Genomic DNA, 15,422 nt, shown 5'->3' with positions numbered 1-15,422 from the left:
GACCGGCGGCTCGGAGCAATTGCCGCCGTTGAATATACCCTGTCGCAAAGCCTTGTATTTTAAGGTAATTCGGGTTTTCCCACAAACAGCTGTTATATAGAATCCATATAAGCAAATGTGAAATACACATTAGCGGCAGTTGCCGCTATTTCCGCAGTTTTACCACATCCGCCGCAAGCTTTTCGAGGCCGCCGCAGGATTGCTTGCGTCAGCTTGGCAAAATGGCTATCGTGGACGCCTTTGTTGCTATGGAATAATTATGTCATCTTCCAACGAAAGCTCCACCAAAGCCATTTTTTACGCCTTGGGCGCCAATGGCGGCATCGCGCTGGCGAAGTTTGCCGCCTCGATCTACACCGGTTCAGGGGCGATGCTGGCGGAAGCTATCCATTCGCTGGCCGATTGCACCAACCAGGTGTTTTTGCTGATCGGCCTGAAAGAAGCCAAGAGACCGGCAAACTCGTCCCATCCCATGGGCTATGCGCGGGTGGTGTATTTCTGGGCAATGATGGTGGCGCTGCTGCTGTTTTTTGTCGGCGGCGCGTTTTCGGTCATGGAAGGCATCGAGCACCTGAAGCATCCGCAGGCCATCAGCACTCCCTGGGTAGCGCTCGGCGTGCTGGGCATATCGGTGGTGCTGGAAGCGTTTTCCCTGCGCGGCGCGTTGGTGGAAATCCGCAAGATTTCGGATGGCAAGCCGTTCATGCAATGGTTCCGCGAAACCCGGCAGTCGGAGCTGATGGTGGTGGCGGGCGAGGATATCGCCGCGCTGGCGGGGTTGGCGCTGGCGTTTGTTGCGGTGCTGCTGACGGTGGTGACCGGCAACCCGCTATGGGACGCCTGCGGCACGATCGCGGTCGGCCTGCTGCTGATGATCGTCGCGGTGATGGTGATCCGCGAAGTCAAGGCCATGGTCACCGGCGAGTCGGCGGCACCCGAGGTGCATGCCGCCATCAAGGCGCATATCGAAGCCGACGCCGACGTGGCGGCCGTCCGGAACCTGATTTCCATGCAATGGGGCGAGCAGGTGATGATCGCGGTGCAAGCCGTGATGCGGCCGCAGCCTTCGGATGTGGCGCTGGTCGACGCCATCAATCGCATCGAAGCCGGGATCCAGCAGCGCTGGCCGCAGGTGCACTGGTGTTTCTTCGAGCCGGACCATGCGGCGGCCGCTGAAGAGGCCGCATAAAAAAATCCGTGGCAATGTGACGAGTGCGATAAAATTGTCACGCTGTCATCTCCAGGAGATGCATGTCGCAAGCTTTGCCAGCCATACCGCCAACCGAAGATTGTTATGCCGCAGCGCATAATCTACGGGGTATCGGGGGCCGATGCCTGATCATTTCATTAGGGAGCATTGCCATGAGTCGGCGTTTGTCACGATTTTCTCTGCAGTTTCTGTCGTTGGTCCTCGCGCCTGCGATGTTTACCCTGGCGCACGCCGCCGGACCGCTCACCATTCCTAATTCGGTGATCCAATCCAACGCCGCAAGTTCGGGCAATGGATTCAACAGCTTGTCGGCCGAAGACCGAAGGAAACTGCTGGCGGCTCCCGACGGCGATGCACCGGCAAATACGGCCGGCGCCGGCCTGAATCTGAAAGACAACAGCTATTGCAAGGAACTGCAGCAGCAAATCGCGCGTGCGCAACAGGCGGCGCCGGCAGCGGCGGCGGACACCTATCCGACCGGGCAGTCGCGCAACGATCCGAACCGGCGCTATCAGCCGGCGGGCGGCAACGTCTTGCAATACGATGAACGCAGCAAACTGGAAGCGCGCTATCACAGCGAATGCAACAAATAAAATTACCCTATTGGATTGCCATGAACCTGCACTTTCCGTCGTTTCCGCGTTTTCCATTGATGGCGCTGATCGCTTTGACCGGCGCCGCCGGACAGCCGGCGCTGGCTGCCGACTTGCCTGGCGCCGCCGGTCCGGCGGTCCACTTCAATGCTGCCGGCATCCGCAACAGCTTTAACAATCTGTCTCGCGAAGACCGGAGGGACTTGCTGGGCGCGCCGGAACAAGACTCGCCGCCGGCGGGAAGCAGCCGCAGCCGGGCCATGAACATGGCGCGGCGCTGCGAGGGGCTGGAACAGCAACTCAAGGGAGTGGCGTACCGCGAGCCGATAATCGCTCCCGATTTTTATCCGAATGCGGACTTGTCCCGAACCTATCCCGGCCAGCCGAATCGCGAACCCAACGGCTTAAGACCTGACTATGCCGAGCCGAACAAGGAGCGCAGCAATGCATCGTTGATGGATTTCTTTTTCGGATCGTCGAAGGAGGAGCCGCGCTCCCAGCGCCGCGAGCTGGAATCGCGCTATTCCTCCGTCTGCAGCTGATCGGTCTGCCGTTGTAAGATGCGAGACCGGTTCAGGCAAGCCCGAGGTTTCGCCAACCATTCACCGCCATGTAAGCAAAGACCATGATCATTACTTCGCTGCTCGATACAGATCTGTACAAATTCACGATGATGCAGGTGGTCCTGCATCATTTCCCGGCAGCCGAAGTGGAGTATCGCTACAAATGCCGCAACAAGGGCATTGACCTGCGGCCCTACGTCGACGAAATCCGCGACGAGATCGCCGGGCTGTGCCGCCTGCGTTTCCAGGAGCAGGAACTGGCCTACCTGGGCAGCATGCGTTTCTTCAAGAGCGATTTCATCGATTTCCTCAGCCTGTTCCACCTGCAGCAGAAATACATCAGCGTGCAGCCGTCGGCGGCGGACAACGGCGAGATCGATATCACGGTCAAAGGTCCGTGGCTGCACACCATCCTGTTTGAAGTACCGGTGCTGGCGATCGTCAATGAAGTCTATTTTCGCGCCACCCAGGCCGCGCCGGACCATGCCGAAGGGCGCAAGCGCCTGCAAGACAAGATGGCGCTGATCCGCGACAATCCTGCCATGGCCGGCTGCAAGGTGGCCGACTACGGCACGCGCCGGCGTTTTTCGCGCAGCTGGCACGAAGAAGTGGTGCAGACCCTGCAGCGCGATTTTGCCCAGCACCTGGTCGGCACTTCCAACGTCCATTTCGCCATGAAGTACGGCATGACGCCGCTGGGCACGATGGCGCATGAATACCTGCAAGCCTGCCAGTCGCTCGGCCCGCGGCTGCGCGATTCGCAGATTTACGGCTTCGAAATGTGGGCCAAGGAATACCGCGGCGATCTTGGCATCGCCTTGTCCGATGTCTACGGCATGGCGGCCTTCCTGCGCGATTTCGACCTGTACTTCTGCAAGCTGTTCGACGGCGCCCGCCACGATTCCGGCGATCCGTTCGAATGGGGCGAACGCCTGATCAAGCATTACCAGGACAACCGCGTCGATCCCTCGACCAAGACGCTGGTGTTTTCCGACAGCCTCGATTTCGGCAAGGTCAATGAGCTGTACCTGCGTTTCAAGGACCGGACCCGGGTGGCGTTCGGCGTCGGCACCAACCTGACCAACGACCTTGGCTACACGCCTTTGCAGATCGTGATGAAGATGGTGCGCTGTAACGGCCAGCCGGTGGCCAAGCTGTCGGATACGCCGTCCAAGAACATGTGCGACGATCAGGCTTATCTGAATTACCTGCGCCAGGTTTTCGAGATCGCGGAGCCGGTTGCCGCGGCATCATAGTGTGGTGTCTTTGTTATTTATTTGATATCAATCCCGGGCTAAAATAGTCCGCTTTCGATCAATCACTTTATATGGAAGACTACATTGCATAAGAAAATACTCGCTGTCCTGATTGCCTTCCTGCCCTTGGCTGCGCAAGCGGCAGAACTGGACGGGGCCCAGCTGTCGGTCTGGTGGGGCGTGCCGTTCATGGGCCTGCTGCTGTCGATTGCGCTCGGCCCGTTGCTGGCGCCGACTTTCTGGCACCATCATTTCGGCAAGATTGCGGTAGCGTGGTCGCTGGCTTTCCTGATCCCCTGTGCGCTGGGGTTTGGCGCGGCGACTGCCGCCGCCGGCGTGGTGCATGCCTTCCTGGCCGAGTATTTTCCTTTCATCATCCTGCTGACCGCCTTGTTCGTGGTGGCCGGCGGCATCTGCCTGCGCGGCAACCTGCACGGCACGCCGGCCCTGAATACCGGCCTGCTGGCGATCGGCACCTTGCTGGCCAGCCTGATGGGCACCACCGGCGCCTCGATGCTGCTGATCAGGCCGCTGATCCGCGCCAACGACAATCGCAAGCATGTCGTGCATATCGTGGTCTTCTTCATTTTCCTGGTGGCCAATGCCGGCGGCGCCTTGACGCCGCTTGGCGATCCGCCCCTGTTCCTAGGTTTCCTGAAGGGCGTGGATTTCTCCTGGACTCTCAAGAACATCTTCGGCGAAACCTTGTTCATGTGGGTTTCCCTGCTGGCGATCTTTTATTTGCTGGACCGTTTTTATTTCCACAAGCGCGAAGAAGAATTTGCGCCGTCGCTCGATCCGACCCCGGACGACGCCAGGCTGCGTTTCGAAGGGAAATTCAATTTCATCCTGCTGGCCCTGGTGGTGCTGCTGGTGCTGATGAGCGGTTTCTGGAAACCGGGCGTCAGCTACAACATCTATGGCACCACAGTGGAATTGCAGAACCTGCTGCGCGACGGCCTGCTGGTCGTGGTGATCCTGGTTTCGCTGTGGCTGACGCCCAAAATCGCCCGTGAAGGCAATGACTTCAGCTGGGGCCCCATTCTCGAAGTGGCCAAGCTGTTTGCCGGCATTTTCGTCACCATCGCCCCGGTGATCGCCATGCTGCGCGCCGGCGAGCAGGGCGCTTTCGGCCTGGTGGTCAGCGCGGTCACCGGCGCCGACGGCCAGCCCAACAACATCATGTATTTCTGGGCCACCGGCATCCTCTCGTCGTTCCTTGACAATGCGCCGACCTACCTGGTGTTCTTCAATACGGCGTCCGGCGACGCCGGCGAGCTGATGACGCGGCTGGCGGCGACGCTGGCGGCGATTTCCTGCGGCGCCGTGTTCATGGGCGCCAACAGCTACATCGGCAACGCGCCCAACCTGATGGTGAAAGCCATCGCCGAAGAACGCGGCATCCGCATGCCTTCCTTCTTCGGCTACATGGGTTGGGCATGCGTGGTACTGTTGCCATTGTTTGTAGTGATGACTCTTATTTTTTTCCGTTGATAGCCAAACGATGAAACCAAAGATATTGATGGCGCGCGCCGTGTTTCCGGAAGTGATCGCCAGCCTGCAGCAGCACTTCGAAGTCGAAAGCAACCAGGACGACCGCATCTTCAGCGCGGCCGAGCTGACGCAAAAGCTGAGCGACAAGGATGGCGTGATCGCTACCGCCAGCGAACGTATCTCTGCCGAATTGCTGCAAGCCTGTCCGCGCCTGAAGGCGGTCTGCAACCAGGCGGTCGGTTATAACAATATCGATGTCGCGGCGGCCACCAAGGCCGGCGTGATGGTGACCAATACGCCGGACGTGCTGAATGAAACCACCGCCGATTTCGGCTGGGCCTTGCTGATGGCGACTGCGCGCCGGGTCACGGAGTCCGAGCACTGGCTGCGCGCGGGACATTGGAAGCAGTGGCGCTACGACAGTTTCCTGGGGGCGGATGTACACGGCGCCACGCTCGGCATCATCGGCATGGGACGCATAGGGCAGGCGATTGCGCGGCGTTCGCTGGGCTTCGACATGCAGGTGCTGTACCACAACCGTTCACGCCTGGCGCCTGAGCTCGAGGCGCGCGCCAACAACGCCCGTTATGCCGGCAAGGAAGAACTGCTGGCGGCGGCCGACCATGTGATCCTGGTGCTGCCGTATTCCAAAGAGTCGCATCACACCATCGGCGCCGCCGAACTGGCCTTGATGAAACCGGGCGCGACCCTGGTCAACCTGGCGCGCGGCGGCATTGTCGACGACCTGGCGCTGATCGCGGCATTGCGCGACAAGAGAATCGCCGCCGCCGGGCTCGATGTATTCGAGAACGAGCCGGCGCTGCATCCTGATTTTCTGGAATTGTCGAATGTGGTGTTGACGCCGCATATCGCCAGCGCCTCCGAGCCTACCCGGCGGGCCATGGCCGACTGTGCTGCGGCCAACCTGCTGGCGGCCTTGCTGCCGACGGCAGAGCGCAAGTGGCCGCCGAACCTGCTTAATCCTGAAGTGCTGGGCCGGGTTACGCTGAGCTGAGCCCGGCCCGGATTTCGGTTTAGTCTTTCAGGCTTTCGATCAGGTCGATGTACTGCTGCTTGGCGTCGTCCTGGCTGATGCCTTTCAGTTCATTCCATGCATCCCATTTGGCGCGGCCGACAAAGTCGGTCATGCCGGGACGCTCGCCGGTGGCGTCGCCGCTGCTTGCCTGCTTGAACAGTGCGTATATTTTCAGCAGGGTCAGGTTGTCAGGGCGTTCCGGCAAATTCTTGGAATCGGCTTGTGCTTGTTCGAACTGGGCTTGGAGGGTCATGGGAGTCTCGCATCAAGGGGGAAAATCGAATCAATCGGGAGTGACGGCGCCGACTACAGCGGAGCCCGCTTTGACAGTGCCTTCCACTACGGTAGAAGCAACGCTGACCGCTGCGCTGCCGACGCTGACGCCGGCGCCAACCACGCTGGTGGTCACGCTGACCACCGTGCAGGCGCCGAGCAGCGGCACGGCAAACAGCAGCGACGCAGCCAGGCGAAGCGGGATCAGGCCTGACAGGCTGAAATGTTTCATCAAGGCGCCGTTGGACTTATACGCCCAGCAGTTCGACTTCGAAAATCAGGGTGGCGTTCGGCGGAATCACGCCGCCGGCGCCGCGCGGGCCGTAACCAAGTGCTGCCGGAATGATCAGGGTGCGTGTGCCGCCGATTTTCATGCCTTGTACGCCTTCATCCCAGCCCTTGATGACATGGCCGGCGTTCAGCGGGAATTCGAACGGATCGCCGCGATCCTTGCTGGAGTCGAACTTCTTGCCGGCGCTGCCGTCGGAGTTCTGCAGCCAGCCGGTGTAATGCACGGTCACATGGTCGCCGGCTTTTGCTTCAGCGCCGTCGCCAACGATGACATCTTCATACTGCAGGCCGGAAACGGTAGTGGTGGTCGACATGGGAGTCCTTTTCAAAATGGTCAATAGTTGCCGGGCGGCGTAAGCAGCCGCCTGGCCAGGTAGAGCAGTGTAAACCAAAATCCGGCCGGCAACCCGTGCTGAGGGGCAATCTAGTGTGTTGCTTCGGCCTGGCAAAGTCATTTAAATTTATAGGTGTGATTCATGCGCGGTAAAATAGTTGTTTTCGCTTCTCCGAGTTTCTTTATGTTCGTTGGTCGTTCCCTTATCGCCGCTTGCGGCCTGCTGGCTGCTTTTTCCTCTTTCGCGGCAGCGCCCGCCGCCGCCGCCGGCAATACCGTGGTTGTGCTGAATTCGCGCGACGCCACCATCACCCTGCTGGACCAGACAACTTATAAGGAAATCAATACATTCCCGGTCGGCAAGGAACCGCACCACCTGATGCCGACGCCGGACAACAAGTCGCTGATCGTGGCTGCCGCCACCGGCAATGCGCTGCTGTTCCTGGACCCGAAAAGCGGCCAGCTGCAGAGCCAGGTGAAGGATATCGTCGATCCCTATCAGATAGGGTTTTCGCCCAACCAGAAATGGTTCATCGCCAACGGCCTGCGGCTTGACCGCATCGATATCTACGGCTACGACGGCAAGAACCTGAAGCTGGCCAAGCGCCTGCCGCTGCCGTCCATGCCTAGCCACATGGCGTTCACCGCCGACAGCGCGCTGGCGTTCATCACCCTGCAGGGCAGCGATGAACTGGCCGCGGTCGACCTGGCGACGCAAAAGGTGAAATGGACCATGCCGATCGGCAAGCAGCCGGCCGGCGTCTACATGACGCCGGATAACAAATACCTGCTGGTAGGCGTGATGGGCAGCGATTATGTCGCCGTGGTGGACTGGCGCACCCAGAAGATCGTCAAGAAAATCAAGACCGGCGACGGCGCCCACAATTTCCGTCCGCAGGGCGACAACCGCCATGTGTTCGTCTCCAACCGGGTTGCCGGCAGCATCAACGTGCTCGACCTGAATACGCTGGAAAGCGTCGGCAGCATCGCCGTTCCAGGCGGTCCGGACTGCATGGAAGTGACCGCGGACGGCAAGACCATGTGGGTCACCCAGCGCTGGCTGAAGCGGGTCTCGGTAGTCGACCTGGGCACGCGTAAAGTGATCAAGACGATTGCGGTGGGGCGTTCGCCGCACGGCATTTATTTCAACAATCGCGCTTCTGAATTGTGATGCGCATGCTTCCCACAACCAGGCGTAGCTGGCTGACGGCGGCACTGGCGCTGGCGACCCTAGCGCCGGCCACGTTGTCCTTGGCGCAGCCGGCCAACTCATGCAGCGGCACGATCTACCTGAGTTTCGACACCGGCAGCCAGTCGCAAGCCGAGTACATCGCCCAGACCCTCAGGCGGCACCACATCAAGGCCACGTTTTTCATGGCCAATGAAAAAACCGTGAACGGCGACTACACCCTCGATCCGAGCTGGGCGCCGTTCTGGAAAGCGCTGGTGGCCGACGGCCACGCCTTCGGCAGCCATACTTTCGACCATGTGTACGCCAAGCGCGACCTGACCGACGGCAAGATCGAGGTCAAACCGCAGTTCGGCGCCAACGGCGGCAAGCTGCTGGCCTGGACGCCGCAGCAATATTGCGACGAACTGAACCGTGTCGACCAGCGCTTCCAGACGTTGACAGGCAAGCATATCGACCGTTTCTGGCGCACCCCTGGCGGCCACCTGACGCCGCATACGCTGGCGGCGGGCGAGGCTTGCGGTTATAAACACGTAGCCTGGGCCGCCGCCGGTTTTTCCGGCGACGAACTGCCCAGCGACAAATGGCCGAACCAACTGCTGCTGGAACGCACGCTGAAAAATCTCAAGGACGGTGATATCGTCATGGCGCACCTGGGCATCTGGTCGCGCAAGGATCCCTGGGCGCCGGCAGTGCTGGAGCCGCTGATCAGCGGGCTGGAGAAAAAGGGTTTCTGTTTTGCCACGCTGCGCGACCATCCTGCCTACAAGGGCGACCTCAAGGGACCGGTCGCGGAAGTCAAAGCCGGGAAGGGGAGGGCATCATGACGAATACCCTGATTGACTGGTTCGCCGCGGCCCAGGCATGGCTGTTCCAGTCCGTGGTGCAGCCGCTCATGTTCCATGCCGGTTTCAGCGAATACCTGGAAGATGCTTTCGACGGCACCGAATGGTTTTTGATCGGCGTCTGCGAGCTGGTTGTCCTGTTCCTGATCCTGCGGCCGCTGGAAGCCTTGATCCCGGTGCACAGCTTCAGCGACCGGCGCGCGCGCTGGATCGATTTCCTGTACACCGTGCTGTACCGCCTCGGCGCTTTTTCGGTATTCGTGTTTTTCCTGGTCGATCCGCTGATGGCAAAAGCCACCGAGCTGCTGCACCTGCAAGGAATCAACCCGTTCAACCTGGAAAACCTGTTGCCCGGCATGAGCGAGCGGCCGCTGCTGACTTTCCTGCTGTACCTGCTGGTGCTGGACCTGTGCGAATACCTTTACCACCGCGCGCAGCATAGCTTCGGCTGGCTATGGGGTTTGCACAGCCTGCACCACAGTCAGCAAAACATGAACCTCTGGAGCGACGACCGCAACCACCTGCTTGACGGCTTGATCCACGACGTCGTCATGGCTCTGGTGGCGCTGGCGATCGGCGTCGAGCCGGCGCAATACGTGCTGCTGGTGTCGATCACCCGCATGCTGCAAAGCCTGCAGCACGCCAATGTGCGGATCCACTTCGGCCGGCTGGGCGACGCCATCGTCGTCTCGCCGCGCTTTCACCGCTGGCACCATGCGATCGGCATCGGCCATGAAAGCAAGGGCACAGGCACATTGGGCGGCCATAATTTCGGCGTGCTGTTTGCGTTCTGGGATGTCTTGTTCCGCAGCGCCTATTTCGGCAAAACCTTCGAGCATACTGGCGTGCGCGACCAGCTGCCGACGGCAAGCCGGCCGGCGCGCGATTACGGCCGCGGTTTCTGGTCGCAGCAATGGCTGGGCCTGAAACGCATGGTCGAATTTTCCAGAAGGCAGTCCCGCTGATGCGCCCGGTACTGGTAGCCTTCGGCCGGGCTTTGTTGTCGCAGCTGCATTACCGCATGCTGATGCTGACTTTCTTGCCGTTCGTGCTGTCTATCGTGATCTGGGGCCTGGCCCTGTGGTGGGGCTTGCAGCCGATGATCGACTGGCTGCAAAAGAATTATTTTGCCGGCAACGACGGCTGGGGCATCGCCAATTATGTCCCGGGCTGGCTCGGCCTGGGCGCGCTCAAGACGGTCATCGTGCCGTGGCTGGCGTTGTGGGCCTTGCTGCCGCTGATGATCCTGACCGCCTTGCTGTTCGTCGGCGCGTTTGCCTTGCCGGCTACAGCGCGCCACGTCGGCCGCCGCCATTTCCCCGACCTTGAACTGCGCCATGGCGGCTCGCTGCTCGGCAGCGCCTGGACCTCGTTTACCGCTTTCCTGCTGTTCTGCGTGCTGTGGCTGGTGACTTTGCCGCTGTGGCTGATTCCGCCGTTCGCCTTCCTGGTGCCGCTGGTATTGTGGGGCTGGCTGACCTATCGGGTGTTCGCCTATGAAGCGCTGGCGGCCCATGCCGACAAGGAAGAAATGCGGGCGCTGCTGCGCATCCATCGCTGGCCGCTGCTGCTGATCGGCGTCATCGCCGGCGCACTAGGCGCGGCGCCGACCGTCTTGTGGCTGGGCGGCGCCTTGTGGCTGGTGGTGTTTCCCTTGCTGGCGGCCGGTTCGATCTGGCTGTATGTGCTGGTGTTCGTGTTTACCGGCTTGTGGTTCGAATATTATTGCCTGGCGGCGCTGGCCAAATATCGGGCGGCAGGCCAGGCTGCTATCATCATGGCCGGGCGCGAGGACGGCCAGGTGATCCACCAGTTGTCAGATACGCCGCAGCTATAGGGTTCATGTGCCGGTAAAGATTCGGAGTTAAGATCTGCATGGAACGCTCACGGTGTAGTGTTATTCATTATCTTTCTGCCAAATACTTCTATCCAACCTCAGCTAAACGGCGATCCCCCATGGCAATCGGACTTATCATCATCGGCGACGAAATCCTGTCAGGCAGGCGAGTCGACAAGCACTTCCCGAAAATACTGGAAATGCTCACTGCCCGCGGCCTTAGCTTGGCCTGGGCCGAATACATAGGCGACGATCCGGCCCGCATCACGGCCACCCTGAAACGCACCTTCGACAGCGACGATATCGTGTTCTGCACCGGCGGCATCGGCGCCACGCCGGACGACCACACCCGCCAGTGCGCCGCTGCGGCGCTGGGCGTGCCGCTGGTGCTGCATCCCGAAGCGCGCGAGAAGATCCGCGAACGGATCGCCGATACCGCACGCGACGCCGGGCTGGAGCTGGATTACGATACGCTCGACAACCTGCACCGGCTGAAGATGGGCGAATTTCCGCAGGGCGCCGCCATCATTCCCAACCCGTTCAACAAGATCCCCGGTTTTTCGGTGCCGCACAAGGGCGCCGGCGCCCACTATTTTGCGCCGGGCTTCCCGGTCATGGCCTGGCCCATGTTCGAGTGGGTGCTGGACACTTATTACGCCGACCGTTTCCACCAGAATCCGCAACTGGAACAATCGGTGCTGGTGTTCGAGGCCATGGAATCGACGCTGACGCCGCTGATGGAAGCGATCGAGGCGGAGTTCCCCCTGGTGAAAGTATTCAGCCTGCCGCATGTCGGCGATGGCGACACAAGGCGTCATATCGACCTCGGCGTAAAAGGCGAACCGTTGCAGAGCGCGGCAGCGTTCAAGAAGATGTTGTCCGGCCTCGACCAGTTAAAGGCAGAGTACCGGCCGGCTTAGCTGTCGTCCCCGCTTCGCTTCCTATTTCGCTTTCTGTTTATTTTTACCCCTTAACCAAAGCGTTTGCCGCCAGCTGTCGGCGACCATCCGCTTCTATCTGATTGGCGTCACATGTTCGGATTCCTTTTCAAACGCGCAGAGCGCAATGCGCCGCAACCCGTTATTGCTCCCCAGGCTGCACTGCGCGCCGAAACCCGGCAGGTATCCGACCAGGCCCGGCAGCAGGAACTGCAGCAGGCGCAAGGCCTGGCCGATGAAGCCGCCGCAGTGGCATTCATTTTGCAATCGGCGTTTGCCGATGCCCGTCTGTGCGCGGCGCAACTGGTGCAGTCGCAGGCGGGTCTGGAACAGGTGCTGCAAGCATGCCGCAACACCGACCGGCGCGTCGCCAAACTGATGCAAGGGCGGCTGGACAGCACACGCCAGCAACAGCTGACCGCCGGCAAGGCAGCCGCATCCGTGGCGCAGGCGCAGCGTTTGCAGCAAGAGCAGCAACTGATGCCGAACCAGGTGGCGGAACTGGACCGGAGCTGGGACGCCAAGGATGTGCCGGCTGAATTGCAGCAGCAGTTTTCCCAGCTGCGCGCGATGCTTGCCGATCGCCTGGCAGCCCAGGCCGACCTGCAGCGCAGTGCCATTGGTGCGCTGGGCAGCGTGCGCGCATTGCATCAGCAGATCAAGACGGCGATGGCGGCCGAACAGCACAGCCAGCAGCAACTGGATGCGCTGGAATCGCAAATGACAGCTTGCGCCAGCCACGCCGAGGGGCAGACCTTGCCGCGCCACCTGGCGGCCGAATTTGCGCAGGAAGCGCAGGCGCTGCGCAAGCTGCTGGCGGATCTGCAGCAGCATCAATCCGCCTTGCAGGCGCGCAGCGATTTGCTGGCAAACTGGGAAGCTGCCGACGAGGCGCTGACTCCGGATACGCTGAAAGCCGGCTGGTTGGCCTTGCCGAAATTGCCGCCGGCCTTGCTTGATGACAGCCTGGAGCAGCGCTATCAGGCGTTGCTTAAACAACATGCGGTAGTCGCGCCGAACAAAGCGCAGAAGACCCGGGCGCCAGTGACTGAGGCAAGCGAGCGCCCGCACATCGACGAAGCCCTGGACGGCCTGGAAAAAGCGCTGGAAGACGGTGCGCTGCAAGTGGCGATGGACTTCGACAAAACGCTGCGGGCCATCGATTTCAAGCAGCACAAGCCGAGTGCGGCGCAGAACAGCCGCCTGCTCCAGGCGCGCGCCGAGCTGGCCCGGCTGCAAGGCTGGGCGCGCTGGGGCGGCAATGTCTCGCGCGAAGAATTGACCAAGGCGGCACAAGAGTTGCAGCAAAAATCGCTGGCGCCGGCTGAACTGGCAAAAAAGATCGGCAGCCTGCGGGCGCGCTGGAAGTCCCTGGATGTCAGTTCGGGGCCGGCACCGAAAGCCCTGTGGGAAGGTTTTGACAGCGCCTGCACCAGCGCCTATGCGCCAGTGGCGGCGCATTTCCAGGAACAGGCCGAGCAACGGCAAGCCAACCAAGGCAACGCGCGCGCCTTGATCGATGAAGTGCTGCAGTACGCGCAGGCAGCGTTGTTGACTGAAACTGCGCAGGACTGGAAAGCCATCGCCCAGTTTTGCCAGCAGAAGCAGCAGGCCTGGAAGAACCTGGGGCCGATCAACCGTAGCGAAAAAAAGACACTCGACAGCAGTTTCGCCAGCGCCATCCAAGCCTTGCAGGCGCCGCTGGCGCAGCAGCAGGCCGGCGAAATCGCCAGGCGCGAACAACTGATTACCGAAGCGGCGCAACTGCCTGCCAACCAGCGCGATACTGCCGACCGCGTGAAGGAATTGCAACAACGCTGGCAAGAACAGGCCAAGGCATTGCCTTTGCCGCGCCAGGACGAGCAAGAACTGTGGCTGCGTTTCCGCAGCGCTTGCGACGCCATCTTTGCCCAGCGCAAGGAAGCCGCATCCAGCGCCGATGCCGAGCGCCGCGACAACCTGCGTTTGCGCGAAGAACAATGCGCCGCACTGGAAGCCGCATTGACGCAGCCCGAGGCCGAGTTGCCGAAAATCTTGCAACAGGCACAGCAGGAATGGGCGCGTGGCGGGCAGGTGCCGCGCGCGGTCCAGGTTCAGATTGAAGCACGGTACCAGGCAGCGCTCGGCGCTCTGCAAGCGCGGCTGGAGCAGGGGCGGCGCCAGGCAGCGCTGGCGCAAGCCGATGCCTTGCGCGACAAGCTGGTCTTGTGCCAGCAGATTGAAGCCGCCATCACCGCGGACGAGATCCCGGCCGAAGCCGATTGGCGCGGTCGCTGGCAGCTTCTGCCGCAGCTGGCGCCGGCATTTGAAAAAGTCGTCGCGGCGCGTTTCGAGCGTGCCTTGCAGAACGCCAGCGGCTATGCCGCCACGCTGGAAAGCCAGCGCCCGCTATTGCAGCAAGAGTTGCTGCGCGCTGAAATCCTGGCCGGCATCGATAGTCCGCCGGCGCTGTCGCGTGAACGCCTGCAATTGCAGGTCGAGGTGTTGCAGGCGTCGTTGAAGGCGGGCGGGGCGGCGAAGAATATCGAGCAGCAGCTGTTGCATGTCTGTGACTTGCCGGCCGCGATGGATGAGGCGACGCTGCAGCGGCTGTTGCAACTGGTGGCCCAGGTCAAGCCTGCGGCGGACAAAGCGGCCGGGCAAAAAAATACCCCGGCCAGCCGGGGTAAATGACGATACCGCTATTGCAGGGTACCGAGGAGATTCAGGCCGGCGCGCCAAGCGCGCCGGCTTTGCAGATTACTTCTTCGAACGAGCAGCAGTAGCAGTCTTGGTAGCAGCTTGCGACAACTGGTCGACAGCGTTGTTGACGTTGGTTTCCAGGGTTTCAACAGCTTGCTTGGTGCTCTTGGCGAACTGTTCGTAACCGGCGTTGGCGCTGCCGATGGCCGACTTGACGAAAGCAACTGCGCCTTCTGCGCCAGGAGGCGCGTTCTTCGAAGCCTGGTCGACGAATTCGATGACTTTACGCTTGGTTTCAGCAACTTGCGCTTCAGCCGACTTGGTCAGTTCAGCTTGTGTGCTGGAGGCGATGCTGGCGAAATGACGGCCGTAAGCAATCGCTTTTTCAGTGTTCGGCTGGGCCAGTGCGGCGCTCAGCGAGAAAAATTCTTGTGGATCTTTGGCCGAAAACAATTTCTGGGTAGTGGCGTTCGAGTCTTCCAGCGAAGCCTTGGCGGCGTTCAGGTTGAGGTCGATCAGCTTTTCCACGCCGGCAAACGCCTTGGTGGTGAACTCGGTGAACAGGGCCAGGTTGGATTCGAAATTGGCTTTGGCGGCGGCTGAAAATTGTTCTGCAACGGTAGACATGGCTTCTCCTAGGATTCGGTACTGTAAAAACGACAAATAGGGCGACTCAGGGGTGGCTAACATCTAGCCGTTACGTCTGCAGGGCAGCTCATTGTGCGACGCAACAATTTCATTTTAAATTATTCTGAGCCTGTGTCAAGAGAATTTTTGTGCGCTGCAATATATTGTTTATATCGATTAAGACAAAGCTTATGAAATCAATGTATTAGTGTCCATTTATCAGCGCTTCGTTTGTTGCTGTTTTGAGCACTCTG

The 15,422-nt window shown here is 60.6% G+C and carries 16 protein-coding genes; 12 read left to right on the top strand and 4 right to left on the bottom strand.

The window, feature by feature from the left end; translation table 11 throughout:
- The first annotated feature begins 259 nt into the window (after window positions 1-259).
- From CFU_RS15795 to CFU_RS15770, 6 genes are all read left to right on the top strand, one after another.
- Window positions 260-1,189, top strand: coding sequence for a cation diffusion facilitator family transporter (locus CFU_RS15795; protein WP_041742181.1), 930 nt, complete (start codon window positions 260-262; stop codon window positions 1,187-1,189).
- Window positions 1,190-1,374: 185 nt separating this feature from the next.
- A complete protein-coding gene (locus CFU_RS15790; RefSeq protein ID WP_148264859.1) occupies window positions 1,375-1,803 on the top strand; it encodes a hypothetical protein in 429 nt (142 codons plus the stop codon).
- 20 nt (window positions 1,804-1,823) lie between these two features.
- A complete protein-coding gene (locus tag CFU_RS15785; protein ID WP_041742179.1) occupies window positions 1,824-2,345 on the top strand; it encodes a hypothetical protein in 522 nt (173 codons plus the stop codon).
- An 83-nt stretch (window positions 2,346-2,428) separates the two neighbouring features.
- Window positions 2,429-3,622, top strand: coding sequence for a nicotinate phosphoribosyltransferase (gene pncB / locus CFU_RS15780; RefSeq protein WP_014007035.1), 1,194 nt, complete (start codon window positions 2,429-2,431; stop codon window positions 3,620-3,622).
- 84 nt (window positions 3,623-3,706) lie between these two features.
- Window positions 3,707-5,116: a sodium:proton antiporter gene (locus CFU_RS15775; RefSeq protein ID WP_014007034.1), complete on the top strand. Its 1,410-nt coding sequence runs from the start codon at window positions 3,707-3,709 to the stop codon at window positions 5,114-5,116.
- A 10-nt stretch (window positions 5,117-5,126) separates the two neighbouring features.
- On the top strand, window positions 5,127-6,131 hold the full coding sequence (locus CFU_RS15770; protein WP_014007033.1) for a 2-hydroxyacid dehydrogenase: 1,005 nt from the start codon (window positions 5,127-5,129) through the stop codon (window positions 6,129-6,131).
- A gap of 19 nt (window positions 6,132-6,150) precedes the next feature.
- On the opposite strand, the gene CFU_RS15765 is transcribed toward CFU_RS15770, so the two are convergent.
- Genes CFU_RS15765 through CFU_RS15755 form a run of 3 tightly spaced genes read right to left on the bottom strand, consistent with a single transcriptional unit; the run spans window position 6,151 to window position 7,030 of the window.
- Complete coding sequence (locus CFU_RS15765; RefSeq protein WP_014007032.1) at window positions 6,151-6,405, bottom strand: acyl-CoA-binding protein; 255 nt, start codon at window positions 6,403-6,405, stop codon at window positions 6,151-6,153.
- A gap of 30 nt (window positions 6,406-6,435) precedes the next feature.
- Window positions 6,436-6,657, bottom strand: a complete 222-nt coding sequence (locus CFU_RS15760; RefSeq protein ID WP_041742177.1) for a hypothetical protein — start codon at window positions 6,655-6,657, stop codon at window positions 6,436-6,438.
- A gap of 16 nt (window positions 6,658-6,673) precedes the next feature.
- On the bottom strand, window positions 6,674-7,030 hold the full coding sequence (locus CFU_RS15755) for an FKBP-type peptidyl-prolyl cis-trans isomerase (RefSeq protein WP_014007030.1): 357 nt from the start codon (window positions 7,028-7,030) through the stop codon (window positions 6,674-6,676).
- Between the two features lie 204 nt (window positions 7,031-7,234).
- Between CFU_RS15755 and CFU_RS15750 the strand changes: the two genes are divergently transcribed.
- The 6 genes from CFU_RS15750 (at window position 7,235) to CFU_RS15725 (ending at window position 14,532) form a co-directional block, all read left to right on the top strand.
- Complete coding sequence (locus CFU_RS15750) at window positions 7,235-8,221, top strand: cytochrome D1 domain-containing protein (protein ID WP_041742176.1); 987 nt, start codon at window positions 7,235-7,237, stop codon at window positions 8,219-8,221.
- A 5-nt stretch (window positions 8,222-8,226) separates the two neighbouring features.
- Window positions 8,227-9,066, top strand: a complete 840-nt coding sequence (locus tag CFU_RS15745) for a polysaccharide deacetylase family protein (RefSeq protein ID WP_041743572.1) — start codon at window positions 8,227-8,229, stop codon at window positions 9,064-9,066.
- Window positions 9,063-10,049, top strand: coding sequence for a sterol desaturase family protein (locus tag CFU_RS15740; RefSeq protein ID WP_014007026.1), 987 nt, complete (start codon window positions 9,063-9,065; stop codon window positions 10,047-10,049). The genes CFU_RS15745 and CFU_RS15740 overlap by 4 nt, the downstream gene beginning before the upstream one ends.
- Window positions 10,049-10,921 carry an EI24 domain-containing protein gene (locus CFU_RS15735; protein ID WP_041742175.1) on the top strand — a complete coding sequence of 291 codons (873 nt, stop codon included), beginning with the start codon at window positions 10,049-10,051 and terminating at the stop codon, window positions 10,919-10,921. The genes CFU_RS15740 and CFU_RS15735 overlap by 1 nt, the downstream gene beginning before the upstream one ends.
- Window positions 10,922-11,040: 119 nt before the next feature.
- A complete protein-coding gene (locus CFU_RS15730; protein ID WP_041742174.1) occupies window positions 11,041-11,841 on the top strand; it encodes a competence/damage-inducible protein A in 801 nt (266 codons plus the stop codon).
- Between the two features lie 111 nt (window positions 11,842-11,952).
- The gene (locus CFU_RS15725; protein ID WP_050808616.1) at window positions 11,953-14,532 is read left to right on the top strand and encodes a DUF349 domain-containing protein; all 2,580 of its coding nucleotides are present in this window, start codon (window positions 11,953-11,955) and stop codon (window positions 14,530-14,532) included.
- 66 nt (window positions 14,533-14,598) lie between these two features.
- Here the strand turns inward: CFU_RS15725 and CFU_RS15720 are convergent, their stop codons facing one another.
- Window positions 14,599-15,168 carry a phasin family protein gene (locus tag CFU_RS15720; protein ID WP_041742173.1) on the bottom strand — a complete coding sequence of 190 codons (570 nt, stop codon included), beginning with the start codon at window positions 15,166-15,168 and terminating at the stop codon, window positions 14,599-14,601.
- Window positions 15,169-15,422 lie beyond the last annotated feature (254 nt).

Origin of the sequence: Collimonas fungivorans Ter331, from assembly GCF_000221045.1 — a bacterium.
Lineage (GTDB): Bacteria > Pseudomonadota > Gammaproteobacteria > Burkholderiales > Burkholderiaceae_D > Collimonas > Collimonas fungivorans_A.
Note: the sequence above shows the minus strand (reverse complement) of the source record. Positions and strands in the feature narration are given on the sequence as shown.

Bases quoted from the DNA above. Each gene is read 5' to 3' on its own strand.
- CFU_RS15720 (WP_041742173.1), bottom strand. From the start codon at position 15,168: ATGTCTACCGTTGCAGAACAATTTTCAGCCGCCGCCAAAGCCAATTTC.
- CFU_RS15735 (WP_041742175.1), top strand. From the start codon at position 10,049: ATGCGCCCGGTACTGGTAGCCTTCGGCCGGGCTTTGTTGTCGCAGCTG.
- pncB (WP_014007035.1), top strand. From the start codon at position 2,429: ATGATCATTACTTCGCTGCTCGATACAGATCTGTACAAATTCACGATG.
- CFU_RS15725 (WP_050808616.1), top strand. From the start codon at position 11,953: ATGTTCGGATTCCTTTTCAAACGCGCAGAGCGCAATGCGCCGCAACCC.
- CFU_RS15750 (WP_041742176.1), top strand. From the start codon at position 7,235: ATGTTCGTTGGTCGTTCCCTTATCGCCGCTTGCGGCCTGCTGGCTGCT.
- CFU_RS15745 (WP_041743572.1), top strand. From the start codon at position 8,227: ATGCTTCCCACAACCAGGCGTAGCTGGCTGACGGCGGCACTGGCGCTG.
- CFU_RS15760 (WP_041742177.1), bottom strand. From the start codon at position 6,657: ATGAAACATTTCAGCCTGTCAGGCCTGATCCCGCTTCGCCTGGCTGCG.
- CFU_RS15755 (WP_014007030.1), bottom strand. From the start codon at position 7,030: ATGTCGACCACCACTACCGTTTCCGGCCTGCAGTATGAAGATGTCATC.
- CFU_RS15785 (WP_041742179.1), top strand. From the start codon at position 1,824: ATGAACCTGCACTTTCCGTCGTTTCCGCGTTTTCCATTGATGGCGCTG.
- CFU_RS15795 (WP_041742181.1), top strand. From the start codon at position 260: ATGTCATCTTCCAACGAAAGCTCCACCAAAGCCATTTTTTACGCCTTG.
- CFU_RS15740 (WP_014007026.1), top strand. From the start codon at position 9,063: ATGACGAATACCCTGATTGACTGGTTCGCCGCGGCCCAGGCATGGCTG.
- CFU_RS15770 (WP_014007033.1), top strand. From the start codon at position 5,127: ATGAAACCAAAGATATTGATGGCGCGCGCCGTGTTTCCGGAAGTGATC.
- CFU_RS15765 (WP_014007032.1), bottom strand. From the start codon at position 6,405: ATGACCCTCCAAGCCCAGTTCGAACAAGCACAAGCCGATTCCAAGAAT.
- CFU_RS15730 (WP_041742174.1), top strand. From the start codon at position 11,041: ATGGCAATCGGACTTATCATCATCGGCGACGAAATCCTGTCAGGCAGG.